Genomic DNA, 12,768 nt, shown 5'->3' with positions numbered 1-12,768 from the left:
CAGAACATGACCGACCACAACGACACCTCAGCACTGCAGGCCGACGTGATGATCGTCGGGGCCGGCCCCGTCGGCCTCACGCTGGCCATGGACCTTGCCTCGCGCGGCGTCTCGGTCGTGATCTGCGAGACGCGCCGCTTCGCCGAGCCGCCGAACGTGAAGTGCAACCACGTGGCCTCGCGCACGATGGAGCAGTTCCGCCGCCTGGGCATGGCGCAGAAGCTGCGCGACGCGGGCCTGCCGGCCGACTACCCCAACGACGTGGTGTTCCGCACCACCGTCACCGGCACCGAGCTCACGCGCATCCCGATCCCGTGCCGGCGCGACCGCTACACCGAGACCGAAGGCCCCGACGCATGGTGGCCCACGCCCGAGCCGCCGCACCGCATCAACCAGATCTACCTGGAGCCCATCCTGCTGAAGCACACGGCCGCGCTGCCGGGCGTGCAGCTGCTCAACCGCACGCAGTTCGCGGGCTTCACGCAGGACGACGCCGGCGTGACCGCGATCGCCACCGACATGGACAGCGGCGTCACCCGCAGCATCCGCTGCCGCTACATGGTGGGCTGCGACGGCGGCTCGTCGGCGGTGCGCAAGCAGATCGGCGCGAAGCTCGAGGGCACGGCGGTGATCCAGCGCGTGCAGTCGACCCTCATCCGGGCGCCGGGGCTGCGCGCGCTCATCCCGGGCAAGCCGGCGTGGTCGTACTACGCGATGAACCCGCGCCGCTGCGGCACGATGTTTGCCATCGACGGGCACGAGACCTGGCTGGTGCACAACCACCTGAACGCCGAGGAGCCCGAGTTCGATTCGGTGGACCGCGACCAGTCGCTGCGCAGCATCCTCGGCGTGGGCCCCGGCTTCGAGTACGAAGTCATCAGCAAGGAAGACTGGATCGGCCGACGCCTCGTGGCGAACCGCTTCCGCGAGGGCCGCGTGTTCCTCGCGGGCGACGCGGCGCACCTGTGGGTGCCCTACGCGGGGTACGGCATGAACGCGGGCATCGCCGACGCGCTCAACCTTTCGTGGCTGCTGGGCGCGGTGGTGCAGGGCTGGGGCGACGAGGCCATGCTCGACGCCTACGAGGCCGAGCGGCTGCCGATCACCGAGCAGGTGTCGAACTTCGCGATGAACCATGCGCAGAAGATGATCCGCGCGCGGCGCGCCGTGCCGCACAACATCGAGGAGCCCGGCCCCGCCGGCGACGCGCTGCGCGCCGAAGTCGGCCACGAGGCCTACGAGCTCAACGTGCAGCAGTTCTGCTGCGGCGGCCTGAACTTCGGCTACTTCTACAGCGGCTCGCCGATCATCGTTGCCGACGGCGAGCACATGGCGCCGCCCTACTCCATGGGCGAGTTCACGCCCTCCACCGTGCCCGGCTGCCGCGCGCCGCATTTCTGGCTGGCCGACGGCCGCTCGCTCTACGACGCCTTCGGCCCCGGCTACACCATGCTGCGCTTCGACCGCAGCGTGGACGTGCGTCCGCTCGAACGCGCCGCGGCCGCCTACGGCATGCCGCTCACGGTGCTCGACATCGAGACGGAGGACGTACCCAAGGCCTACACGCACCGCCTCGTGCTGTGCCGCGCCGACCAGCACGTGGCCTGGCGCGGCGCGCACCTGCCGGCCGAGGTCTACGACCTGGTGGGCACGCTGCGCGGCGAAGGCCAGCGCGTCCGGGCGCGGCGCAAGGCGCTGGCGTGGGAAGGCGTGGTGGCCTGAGCCACTGTTTTCACCAGCCGCGCCGCGCGACGACGCGATAGGCGAGCCACGCCACCGCAGCCGGGGCAAAGGCGAAGCCCGCGAACAGCCAGACGGCCGCCGACTTGGCTCCGTCCACACCGCCCGGCACGCTGAGCCCCGCAGCGTTCGCCACCAGCCCTGCCACCGCAGCGCCCACGGCCATGCCGTAGAGCTGCACGGTGGTGATCGAGGCCGAGGCCAGGCCCTGCTCGCCCTTCGGCGCCAGCGCCATCACGCGCGTGATCAGGTGCGGCCAGCCGATGCCCACGCCGAGCCCCACGGCCGCCAGCGCGATGGCGATCAGCACGGTCTCGAAACCCTCGCCGATGAAGCCCGGCGACGGCAGCAGGAACGCGAGCGCCGCGAGTCCCAGCGTGCAGGCCACGGGCCCCGTGCGCAGCATGCGGTCGGCCTTCGCGCCGCTGCGGCCCGAGGACAGCAGCGAGCCCGCGCTCCAGCCGCCCGCCATCGCCGCCGTGAGATAGCCCGCCGCCAGCGGCGAGTGGCCGTGCAGCAGCTGCAGGAAATACGGCACGAAGATCTCGGTGGTGCTGCCGATGAGCAGCAGCGCCACGCTCGCGTAGATGGCACCCAGCGGCGCGCTCACCGCATAGGCGCCGCGCGGCAGCACGCGCACCGTGGCGCGCCCGTCGATGCGGGTGGCCGCGAATCCGATGGCCAGACCCAGCGCGACGCCCGCGGCCTGCCAGAGCAGGTCGGACACGAGACCGCTGGCCGCGATCACGAGCACCGAGGCCGCGAGCAGGCCGATCTGCAATGCCGGCACGCGCGGCGGCGTGTCGGCCCGCTCGTGCTTCACGCCCATCGAAGGGCGCAGCTGCACGAGCACCAGCAGCGCCTGCGCCACCGCCACCGGCAGCAGGAACCAGAAGGCCCAGCGCCAGTGCCCGGCCTGCGCGAAGAGCCCGCCCACGGCCGGCCCGCACAGCGTAGCCACGCCCCACATGCCCGACACCAGCGCCACCGCGCGCGGCCACAGCCGCTGCTCGAACACCAGCTGGATCAGCCCGTAGCTCAGCGCCGCGAGCAGCCCGCCGCCCAGCCCCTGCACCGTGCGGCCCGCCAGCATCCACGGCATGGCCGGCGCGAGCGCGCAGCCGACCGAGCCCGCGCTGAACACTGCCAGCGCCGCCAGGCAGGCGCCGCGCGGGCCGAGCACCGCGAGCAGCCGCACCGACAGCGTGGCGCCGAGGATCGAGCCGATCACGAAGAGCGTGGTGCTCCAGGCGTACCAGTCGAGCCCGCCGATCTCGCGCACCACCGAGGGCAGCACGGTGGTCACGATGTGCACGTTGACCGCGTGCAGCGCGACGCCGCCCGTGAGCGCCAGCGCGCGCCAGCCGTTGCGGCCGCTGAAGAGCTCGCCCCAGGCGGCGGTAGATGAAGGGGGTTGCAGGGCGGCGGACGAGGCTGGAGAGGCAGGCATGGCAGGCATCGCGCTGGCGCGAGGTTGGGATCGGACAAGTTCGAAAGGAGCCCGGATACTAGGCGCCGCACGCGAATTAAACAAGCTATTGCTTTGATAAATAAAGCCGAGCCGAACCGGCACCGCCGCAGATGCGCGACACTCGTGCCCCGATGCAAGCCGTTTCCCCCACTTCTTCTTCGTCCTCGTCCACAACGACCTCCGGCGCCATGCCCCAACCCTCGATGCGCCGTGCCACCCTGAGCTTCCTGCTGTCCCACCCCGCGCACTTCATCGCGCTGGGTTTCGGCTCCGGCCTCTCGCGCCTCGCGCCCGGCACGGTGGGCACGCTGTGGGCCTGGGTCGCGTTCTCGGTGATGCAGCTGTGGTTCACGACCGCCACCATCGGCTGGATCATCGCGGCCTCGCTGCCCCTCGGCTGGTGGGCCTGCACCGTGACCGCGCGCGACATGAACGTGGCCGACCCCAGCCCCGTGGTGTGGGACGAGGTGATCGCCTTCTGGATCGTGCTGTGGCTGGTCACGCCGGCCGGCCTGCTCGCGCAGACGGTCGCCTTCGCGCTCTTCCGCTTCTTCGATGCCGCCAAGCCCGGCCCCGTGGCCTGGGCCGATTCGCTCTTCAAGCAGCGCGACTCGACGCAGGTGGGCTGGTGGCGCGCGGGCTTCGGCATCATCCTCGACGACCTGGTGGCGGCCTTCTGCACGCTGCTGGTCATTGCGCTGTGGCGCGCATGGTGAGCCCGATGGAATCCTCCCTCTCCCCGACGACCGCGCTCGCGGACCAGGACACGGCCGGACTGGTCTTGGCCCTGGCCGGCCTGCTGCAGAAAAAGGGCTGGATGCTGGCAACGGCCGAGAGCTGCACCGGCGGGCTGATCGGCGCGGCCTGCACCGACCTTGCCGGTTCGAGCGCCTGGTACGAACGCGGCTTCATCACCTATTCGAACGAGGCCAAGACCGCGCTGCTGGGCGTGGACGCGGGCGTGATCGCCGCCAACGGCGCCGTCAGCGAACCGGTGGCGCGCGCCATGGCCACGGGCGCGATCGCGCATTCGCCGCCCTCGCGCGTGGCGCTGGCGGTGACCGGAGTGGCCGGCCCCACGGGCGGCACGCCCGACAAGCCCGTGGGCACCGTGTGGTTCGGCTGGTCGGTCGACGGCGACGTGCGCACCGAGCGCCGCCGCTTCGACGGCGACCGCGCCACCGTGCGCGCGGCCACGGTGCATCACGCGCTTCAGACGCTGGTGGAGTTGCTGCTCGCGCGCTGAGCACGCTGGCGCCCAGTGCGGCGCGGTGCCGCGCGGTGCCGCTTCAGGCCATCATGAAACCCGGGAGCGCACGGCGCGGCGCCGCGGGCACCGGCGCCATCGGGTAGCCGAGGCGGCAGATCATCTGCACCGTCGGGCCCTGCGCGCCGCCCTGGAACGCGGAGCCCAGCAGCATGTCGTGCGCGGCCGCGCGGTGCGGCGCCATTTCCGCGAATTCCTCGAGCGGCTGGCTCATCGGGTGCATGCCCAGGCCCAGGTCGGTGGCGCGCAGCTGCTGGCGCATGTAGGCACGGCCGGCCGCGATCTGCTCGGTGCGGCTGTTGCCGCGCGTGCTGAGCCAGACGAAGCCCATCGCCGTGTTGGCCTGGTCCTCGAACAGCTGCAGCGTGCGGCGGAACGAGAGGCTGTCCTCGGACGCGGGCGCGCGCCGGTCGAACTGCCCCAGCGCGACGGCGATGCGCAGCGCCGGGTCGTTGATCGAGAAGCCGTCGCGGTGCGCGAGGATTTCCTGCGGGCCTACGCGCAGCAGCTGCAGGTTCTCCATCGCCGTGCCGGGCGTGGTGAGCTCCACCCGCGCGGCCGCCGCGCAGAGCTTGCGCAGGGGCTGCACGCGCGCCATGTCCACCGTGCCGGCCGAGTTCACCATGCCGCCCGCGGACGCGATGGAGGTCAGGCCCTGCAGGATGTCGGCCGATACCGGCCGCGTGAGGTCGAAGCGCTGCTTGGGCGTGCGCCGCCGCAGCACCTGCGCGAACAGCGGATCGGGCACGCCGCCGCCCGCCAGCCGCAGCCGCGCCACCGGCACGTGCGGCCAGAGCCTCGGCTCGCCGGACAGCTCGCCCTGCGGCCACAGCTGCACGCTGGCCTGCAGCCCCTGCTGCGCGAGCGCCATCACCAGCAGCTCGATGAAGGCGCCGTGGCCGATGATGATCTGGCGGCCGTACGGATCGGTCTCGGGCTGCACGCGCTCGCGGTCGCAATACAGCACGATGGCGTCGGGCTCGCGCAGGTCGACCAGCCAGGGCTGGCGGTTGTAGGCGGTGGGGGCCGTCACGGCGTACGCGACGGCGCGCTTGCGCGCATCGGGCTCGTCGCCCGGGCCGTTCCATATCTCCAGCGCGGCCGCGGGCATGTCGGAGTTCAGCCACCAGGTTGCCAGCGCGGCCGCACCCGCCGCCACCACAACGCCGCCTCCCAGCAGCCGGATAAAGTTTCTTCGCTCATCCATCGGGCGGATTATCGAAAGCGGGGCAGCAATTAACAATCGCTTAAGCTTTCATAACTGCTATGCGGAACTGAATACCTCCGCCATATCCACCGACCTGCGATGCGCTCCGAAAACGAACTCGGCTTCGACTGGCGGCTCGTGCGTGCATTCCTTGCCGCGCTCGACCACGGCAGCCTGCTCGCGGCCGCGCGCGCCCTGGGCGGGAGCCAGCCGACGCTGGGCCGGCACATCGCGGAGCTGGAATCGCAGCTGGGCGTGGTGCTGTTCGAGCGCACCGGCCGGGGGCTGCGGCCCACGGCCATGGCCACGCGCCTGGCGGAGTCGGCCCGCGCCATGGAGAACGGCGCGCTCGCGCTGTCGCGCAGTGTCTCGGGCGCCCACGCGACCGTCGCGGGCTCGGTGCGCATCTCCGCGAGCCAGGCCACCGCGCGCCAGATGCTGCCCAGCCTGCTGGTGCGGATGCGGCAGGAGCTGCCCGAGATCCAGGTCGACCTGGTGTCGACCAACGAGATCAGCAACCTGCTGCAGCGCGAGGCCGACATCGCCATCCGCATGTCGCAGCCCACCGCGGCCACGGTGGTGGCGCGCCGCATCGGCACCTTCGCGCTCGGCGCCTTCGCCCACGTCGACTACCTGCGGCGGCGCGGCACGCCCAGGCAGACGGCCGACCTGTACCGGCACGACGTGCTGGGCTACGACAGCATCGACACCATCATCCGCATGTCGGCCCAGCTGGGCACGCCGCTGCTGCGCGAGCATTTCTGCTTCCGCACCGACGACATGGGCGCCTACTGGGAAGCGCTGCGCCAGGGCATGGGCATAGGCTTCGTCAGCGAGTCGCTCGCGCGCACCGACGGCTCGGTGGTGCGCGTGCTGCCGCAGCTGAAGATCAAGTCGCTGCCGGTGTGGCTCGCGGTGCACCGCGAGATCCGCACCGACCGGCGCATCCGCGCGGTCTATGATTTCCTCGCGCGCCACATACCGGCGTCGATCTGACGCCGCGCCGCTCCGACCAACTCCAAGAGCCAAGAGGCCTCATGACAGCAGCCACCAACGCCCAGACCATCGAGCGCTTCTACAGCGCCTTCGCCAAGCTAGACGCACCCGCCATGGAAGCCTGCTACGCGCCCGACGCGGTGTTCGACGACGAGGCCTTCTCGCTGCGCGGACGGCGCGAGGTGGGCGGCATGTGGCGCATGCTGGCCGGCGGCACCAAGGCCAAGGGCGCCGACGTATGGAAGCTGACCTGGCGCGACGTGAAGGCGAACGACGACGGCACCGGCAGCGCCCACTGGGACGCGCACTACCGCTTCACCGCCACCGGCCGCATCGTCGACAACAGCATCGACGCGCGCTTCACCTTCACGCCCGACGGCCTGATCGCCACGCACCGCGACACCTTTGCCTTCTGGACCTGGTCGCGCCAGGCGCTCGGCACGCCGGGGCTGCTGCTAGGCTGGAGCCCCATGCTGCGCAACAAGGTGCGCGCCACCGCGGCAGCCAACCTCGCAACCTTTCTCGCACGACAGCCATGAGCAACACCAACGACACTGCCCTCGCCTTCTCCAACAACGAAGCGCAGCACCGATACGAAGCCACGCTCGGCGGCAAGCTGGCCGGCTACGCCGAATACAACCTGCTGACCGACGCGATCATGTTCACGCACACCGAGGTGCTGCCCGAGTTCGAGGGCAAGGGCGTGGGCTCGGGCATCGCGAAGCATGTGCTCGGCGAGGCTCGCGCTAAGGCTCTGCACGTGATTCCGGTGTGCCAGTTCATCGCGGGCTACATCCGCAAGCACCGCGAGTACGCCGACCTGGTGCGGCCGGACATCCAGCGCGCCTTCAAGATCTGACGGAGCCTGCCTTCGGTGCCGGCAGCCACGCGAAGGCCGCGATGCCCGCCACCAGAAGCACGGCGATCGTGCCCAGCACGGCCGTCAGCGGATCGGCGCCGTGCGCCGCTGCAATCGATGCGGCCACGCCCGTGCCCCACTGCATGAACGCCACGCCGAGGAACATCGCCATCGTGAACACGGCCATCGCGCGGCCGGTGAGCGTGGCCGGGTAGGCGCCGCGCACGTCGGCGTACTGCCAGACGATGAAGCCCGAGAGCACGCCGATCAGCACCATGCCGGCGATGTCGAGCCAGGCCGAATGCAGCACGGCGATGAGCGCGAAGAGTCCGGCGTAGCCGAGGCAGCAGATCGCGATCCAGCGGCGGCGCGAGGTGGCGTCGCTGCGGTCGAGCCGGCCGAAGAGCGGCGCGCCGAACAGAGAGATCACCGACACCGCCAGCGCCACGTTGCCGCTCTGCACCAGCGAGTAGCCATGGCGCTCCATCATCAGCGGGCCCAGCCACAGGCCGCGCAGCGAGATGAAGGCGGCATACGTGACCGCGCCCAGCACCATGATGCCCAGCGTGTGCGGCATCGCGAAGAGCGCGCCGAACTGGCGGATCGCCTGGGGAATCGACTCCCGCTTGCCGTCGGCCGCCGCGATGGGCTCGCGCACCCAGAACCAGATCGCCAGCCACGCCAGCGCCGCGGCGAGAGCCAGCACCAGGAAGCCCGCGCGCCATGAATACGCCTGCACCAGCCACGCCAGCGGCGTGCCGGTGGCCAGCATGCCCACGCCGCCGACGGCCAGCACCATGCCCGACACGGTGGCGAAGCTCGCCGGCGGGAAATGCCGCGCGATGAACACCGTGCACACCAGGAAGGCCGGCGCGCAGCCCACGCCGATCAGCGCCTGCCCCGCCACCAGCACCAGGTAGCTGGACGACACCGCCGACAGCAGCGCCCCGGCGATCGCGACCGGAAAGGCCACCAGCACCGTGCGGCGCACGCCGTGCAGGTCGATGCCGATGCCCATGAAGAGCTGCATCGCGCCGAACGCAAAATGAAAAGCCCCCGAGAAGATCCCGAGGGCCTGTGCGGAAAGATGGAAATCGGCCTGCAGCGGGCTCGCCATGATGGCGCCCACTGTGCGGAACGCCTGGCTCAGCGCGACCCCGGCGCACAGCGCCAGGACCATCGCCCAGGCCGCGCGCGGCGTCAGGGGCGCATCAACACTGCCAGTCGTGCCGCTGTCAGGTGGCACCGTGGCACTTCTTGTATTTCTTGCCGCTGCCGCAGGGGCAGGGATCATTGCGGCCGGGCGTGGCTTCCCTGCGGATCGTTTCGGCCTTCGGCCCAAGGCTCTTCCAGAGCTGGCGCAAGTCATACACCGCCCAGATGGCCGCGCCGAAGTCGTCCAGCCGCTGCTGGCTCACGCTGGGCGGGGCGTCGTCGCTGTACATCGACAGCACGGGCTTGCCGGTGTCGTCCTCGGTGAGGGCGACGATGTTGTCGAGCGCGTCGTTCAGCATGCGCGCGGCGTCCTTGTCGCGCGGCTCGGCCCAGTCCTCGGGCCAGTTCTCCACGGCGTACATGAAGCCCAGCGCCCAGACCTGGGCGAAGGCGGGAATGGCCTCGCCGGCGACTTCAGCGCGCTCTTCCTCGGGCAGGGAGGCGATGGCGCCGCGGGTGTCGAGCACCTCGGGCTGCCAGCTGCGTTCGTCGTCGAGGGTTTCGACGGGGGCGTCGAGGCCCTCCTCGATCTCGATCCAGCGGCGCTTCCAGTTCCAGACGAACTCCATGTGCTGGGCTGACGAGAAGCTGTCGCCCAGCAGAACGGGCCAGTATTCGGACGGCATGATGGGCCGGCGGGTGCAGATCAGGGCGGCCATGAAGCCCTCGCAGAACTCCCACTGGGGGATTTCCTCGTCGTGCTCGCGCATGGCGTCGAGGGCCTGGTCGAGGGCGTCGAAATCGTCGGGGCCGAGGGGAGTGCGGGCTGCGGGGGTGCTGTCGGGGGGCGAAATGGGGTCGGGAATGGTCGTCATGGCAAGTTCGAGGCAGCCCTCTATGATGCAGCAGGCCACGGTCGAGACTATTTCTATGCCCACGATTATTCCGTTTCCGGCGCGCTACAGCGCTTTCGCCCTGTGCGTGGCCGGTCTGGTGGCATGCCTGGCGTTCGTGCTGGTTTCGCCCCATCTGTGGCTGGCCTGGATCGGTGTCGCCGTCTTTGCGGTACTTGCAGGTACCGGCGTGCACGACCTGCGGCAGGCGCGGCATGCCATCCTGCGCAACTACCCGGTGATCGGCCATCTGCGCTTCCTGCTGGAGTTCATTCGGCCCGAGATGCGGCAGTACTTCATCGAGAGCGACTCCGAGGCCGCGCCCTTCTCGCGCGCCCAGCGCTCGCTGGTGTACCAGCGCGCCAAGGGCGACCCTGACAACCGCCCCTTCGGCACGCAGATGAACGTGACCATCGCGGGCTACGAGTGGATCAACCACTCGATGAGGCCGACCAGGCTGGCCGACCACGACTTCCGCATCGTGATCGGCGGCACGCCGCAGCCGGCCGGCGCGAACCCGGCGCAGGTCTGTACGCAGCCGTACAGCGCGAGCGTGTTCAACATCTCGGCGATGAGCTTCGGAGCGCTCTCGGCCAACGCCATCCTCGCGCTCAACAAGGGCGCGAAGATGGGCGGCTTCGCGCACGACACTGGCGAAGGCTCGATCTCGCAGCACCACCGCGTGCACGGCGGCGACCTGATCTGGGAGATCGGCTCGGGCTACTTCGGCTGCCGCAACGACGACGGCAGCTTCAGCGAGGAGCGCTTCACAGCCAACGCGCGCGATCCGCAGGTGAAGATGATCGAGATCAAGCTGAGCCAGGGCGCCAAGCCCGGCCACGGCGGCGTGCTGCCTGCCCCCAAGGTCACGCCAGAGATCGCGGCCGCGCGCGGCGTGCCGGTGGGTGTGGACTGCATCTCGCCCGCCTCGCACAGCGCCTTCTCCACGCCCACGGAGATGATGCATTTCGTCGCCCGGCTGCGCGAGCTGTCGGGCGGCAAGCCGACCGGATTCAAGTTCTGCCTGGGCCATCCGTGGGAATGGTTCGGCATCGTCAAGGCGATGCAGACGACCGGCATCACGCCCGACTTCATCGTGGTCGACGGCGCCGAGGGCGGCACCGGTGCGGCGCCGGTCGAGTTCAGCGACCACGTGGGCGCGCCGCTGCAGGAAGGCCTGCTGCTGGTGCACAACACGCTGGTGGGCGTAAACCTGCGCCACCGCATCAAGATCGGCTGCGCCGCCAAGGTGATCACCGCCTTCGACGTGGCGCGCATGATGGCGCTGGGCGCCGACTGGTGCAACGCCGCGCGCGGCTTCATGATGGCCCTGGGCTGCATCCAGGCGCAGAGCTGCCACACCGGCCACTGCCCCACGGGCGTGACCACGCAGGACCCGCTGCGCCAGAAGGCGCTGGTGGTGCCGACCAAGGCCGAGCGGGTGCACAACTTCCACCGCAGCACGCTGCACGCGCTGCAGGAACTGGTGCAGGCCGCGGGCCTGGACCATCCGCAGCAGATCACCGCGCACCACATCGTGCGCCGCATTTCCGACACCGAGGTGCGCCTGTTGAGCAACCTGGTGATGCAGGTGCAGCCGGGCGCCCTGCTCGGCCCGCTCGACGAGCAGCACAATGTCTTCCGTACCTACTGGCCGCTGGCCAGTGCAGAGAGTTTCCAGCCCGTCACGCAGGGCCCGCAAGGGCTGGTGGCGGGCTTCGCAATGGCCGCATGAACCCACTGAGTAGAGGCGCCAGCCGGCGCCCGCAATCGCGCAAGGGCGCAGCTTCGGCGCCCGCGCCCCTGGACGCGCTTTCCCCCAACCCGCCGGCGCCCGGCGACTATGCGGAGTTCCTGCGCACGACCCTGCCGCAGCAGCAGAAGAACGTGGCCAGCCACCGCTTCGGCAGCGAGCGCGTGTGGCTCGAGAAGGCCGGCCCGCGGCATGGCAAGTGGGGCTACCGCGTGATGGCGGCCGTCGCGCGCATGGCGCGGCTGGACATCATCAAGCCGGTGCCCAACCCGGGCGGCGAGGCGGCCATCGCCACCGAGGCGCGGCGCCTGAAGCAGCTCGCGGCCGCCGGCCTGCGCGTGCCGGTGGTGCTCGCGCAGCAGCCCGACGGCCTGCTCATTTCCGACCTGGGCGAAAGCGGCCGCGCGACGGTCGTGCTGCAGGAGCGGCTCGACCAGGCCGCCGCAGCCGGCCCCGCCGCGCTGCTGTCGGTATGGCGCGAGGGCCTGGCCGCCATCGCCGCCGTGCACATGCGCGGCCAGCACCTGAGCCAGGCCTTCGACCGCAACCTCGTGCAGTGCCCCGACGGCGTGATCGGCTACATCGACTTCGAGGACGACCCCGCCGAGGTCATGACCCTGGCCGAATGCCAGGCCCGCGACTGGCTGAGCTACCTGCACTCCACCGCCATGATGCTCGAGGCCGCCGCGCCGCAGGCTGCCGGCCAGCACTGGCACGCGGCGCTGGCCGGCGTGGGCGAGGAGGTGCGCGAGCGCATCGCCAACGCGGCCAGGCGCATGAAGTGGGCGCAGAAGCTGCCGGCGAGCCGGCGCTGGGGGCGGGACACGCAGCGCGTGCGGGCCGTGGCGCGGCTGCTGGGGCGGTGGCATCTGCAGCCTGGCGCCGGACCTGCGAACTAGGGCCCGGCATCGTGCAGCAGCGCGGCCTCTACACCCCGAACGCCGCCTGCACCACCACCCCGCGCAGCGCCAGCCGCTTCTTCATCGACAGCACCGCCCGGTCCTTGCTCAGCAGCAGCGCCTTGTGCGCCACGGCCAGGTCGATGAAGACCTGGTCGTCGGGGTCGCTGCACACGCAGGGCGCGCGCGGTGGAACGGTTTCGACCACGTGCACCCGCGCGTCGAAGTCGGCCAGCACCGCCGGCGCCTGCAGTTCGCGCTGCGCCATGCGCCGGACGATTAGCGGGTAGCCCAGCACGCGCTCGAGCTCGGCGCGCATGGCGGCGGTGGCCAGCCAGCGCAGTTCACCGGCGGCCAGCCGCGCGGTCAGCGGGCCCCAGGCCGGGTCCTCGAAGACCAGCAGGTCGAGCGCGATGTTGGTGTCGATGACGACAAGGCTGGCGGGTTCTGTCAATGTCATGGAATGTGCGGGGAATAGCGCCGATGTTGCACCATGCGATGCCGCCGTCAGGCTTTCGTCGGCCGGGC

Annotated in this window: 13 protein-coding genes; 8 read left to right on the top strand and 5 right to left on the bottom strand. The window is 70.8% G+C overall.

Features of this window, described 5'->3' with window-relative positions:
- Positions 1-6: 6 nt before the first annotated feature.
- Positions 7-1,722 (top strand): FAD-dependent oxidoreductase, encoded by a 1,716-nt coding sequence (locus ACHMXA_RS06650; protein WP_395319500.1) that lies wholly within the window; start codon positions 7-9, stop codon positions 1,720-1,722.
- A gap of 10 nt (positions 1,723-1,732) precedes the next feature.
- Here the strand turns inward: ACHMXA_RS06650 and ACHMXA_RS06645 are convergent, their stop codons facing one another.
- The gene (locus ACHMXA_RS06645; protein ID WP_395319498.1) at positions 1,733-3,190 is read right to left on the bottom strand and encodes an MFS transporter; all 1,458 of its coding nucleotides are present in this window, start codon (positions 3,188-3,190) and stop codon (positions 1,733-1,735) included.
- A 209-nt stretch (positions 3,191-3,399) separates the two neighbouring features.
- On the opposite strand from ACHMXA_RS06645, the gene ACHMXA_RS06640 reads away from it, so the two are divergent.
- Positions 3,400-3,927 carry a phosphatidylglycerophosphatase A gene (locus ACHMXA_RS06640; RefSeq protein ID WP_395319496.1) on the top strand — a complete coding sequence of 176 codons (528 nt, stop codon included), beginning with the start codon at positions 3,400-3,402 and terminating at the stop codon, positions 3,925-3,927.
- Positions 3,928-3,932: 5 nt separating this feature from the next.
- Positions 3,933-4,457: a CinA family protein gene (locus tag ACHMXA_RS06635; RefSeq protein ID WP_395319494.1), complete on the top strand. Its 525-nt coding sequence runs from the start codon at positions 3,933-3,935 to the stop codon at positions 4,455-4,457.
- 43 nt (positions 4,458-4,500) lie between these two features.
- On the opposite strand, the gene ACHMXA_RS06630 is transcribed toward ACHMXA_RS06635, so the two are convergent.
- The gene (locus ACHMXA_RS06630) at positions 4,501-5,685 is read right to left on the bottom strand and encodes an Acg family FMN-binding oxidoreductase (protein ID WP_176666006.1); all 1,185 of its coding nucleotides are present in this window, start codon (positions 5,683-5,685) and stop codon (positions 4,501-4,503) included.
- A gap of 99 nt (positions 5,686-5,784) precedes the next feature.
- Between ACHMXA_RS06630 and ACHMXA_RS06625 the strand changes: the two genes are divergently transcribed.
- Genes ACHMXA_RS06625 through ACHMXA_RS06615 form a run of 3 tightly spaced genes read left to right on the top strand, consistent with a single transcriptional unit; the run spans position 5,785 to position 7,540 of the window.
- A complete protein-coding gene (locus ACHMXA_RS06625) occupies positions 5,785-6,681 on the top strand; it encodes a LysR family transcriptional regulator (RefSeq protein ID WP_395319491.1) in 897 nt (298 codons plus the stop codon).
- A 41-nt stretch (positions 6,682-6,722) separates the two neighbouring features.
- Positions 6,723-7,220, top strand: a complete 498-nt coding sequence (locus ACHMXA_RS06620; RefSeq protein WP_395319489.1) for a nuclear transport factor 2 family protein — start codon at positions 6,723-6,725, stop codon at positions 7,218-7,220.
- Positions 7,217-7,540, top strand: coding sequence for a GNAT family N-acetyltransferase (locus ACHMXA_RS06615; RefSeq protein ID WP_395319487.1), 324 nt, complete (start codon positions 7,217-7,219; stop codon positions 7,538-7,540). The genes ACHMXA_RS06620 and ACHMXA_RS06615 overlap by 4 nt, the downstream gene beginning before the upstream one ends.
- On the opposite strand, the gene ACHMXA_RS06610 is transcribed toward ACHMXA_RS06615, so the two are convergent.
- Both ACHMXA_RS06610 and ACHMXA_RS06605 read right to left on the bottom strand, forming a co-directional pair.
- Entirely contained in the window at positions 7,530-8,720 is a 1,191-nt protein-coding gene (locus tag ACHMXA_RS06610) for a nitrate/nitrite transporter (protein ID WP_395321242.1), read from the bottom strand. The two genes, ACHMXA_RS06615 and ACHMXA_RS06610, sit on opposite strands and share 11 nt — an antisense overlap.
- A 55-nt stretch (positions 8,721-8,775) precedes the next feature.
- A complete protein-coding gene (locus ACHMXA_RS06605) occupies positions 8,776-9,570 on the bottom strand; it encodes a UPF0149 family protein (protein WP_176666002.1) in 795 nt (264 codons plus the stop codon).
- 55 nt (positions 9,571-9,625) lie between these two features.
- Between ACHMXA_RS06605 and ACHMXA_RS06600 the strand changes: the two genes are divergently transcribed.
- Entirely contained in the window at positions 9,626-11,323 is a 1,698-nt protein-coding gene (locus ACHMXA_RS06600) for an FMN-binding glutamate synthase family protein (protein ID WP_395319485.1), read from the top strand.
- The gene (locus ACHMXA_RS06595) at positions 11,320-12,240 is read left to right on the top strand and encodes a hypothetical protein (protein WP_395319483.1); all 921 of its coding nucleotides are present in this window, start codon (positions 11,320-11,322) and stop codon (positions 12,238-12,240) included. Before ACHMXA_RS06600 ends, ACHMXA_RS06595 begins: the two co-directional genes overlap by 4 nt.
- Before the next feature lie 28 nt (positions 12,241-12,268).
- Here ACHMXA_RS06595 and ACHMXA_RS06590 read toward each other — a convergent pair whose 3' ends face one another.
- A complete protein-coding gene (locus ACHMXA_RS06590) occupies positions 12,269-12,700 on the bottom strand; it encodes a putative toxin-antitoxin system toxin component, PIN family (RefSeq protein WP_395319481.1) in 432 nt (143 codons plus the stop codon).
- Positions 12,701-12,768 lie beyond the last annotated feature (68 nt).

It is taken from the genome of Variovorax sp. UC74_104, from assembly GCF_044055375.1.
In the GTDB taxonomy this organism is placed as follows: Bacteria; Pseudomonadota; Gammaproteobacteria; order Burkholderiales; family Burkholderiaceae_C; genus Variovorax.
The sequence above is the reverse complement of the archived record's forward strand: the minus strand, read 5'-3'. Positions and strand labels throughout refer to the sequence as shown.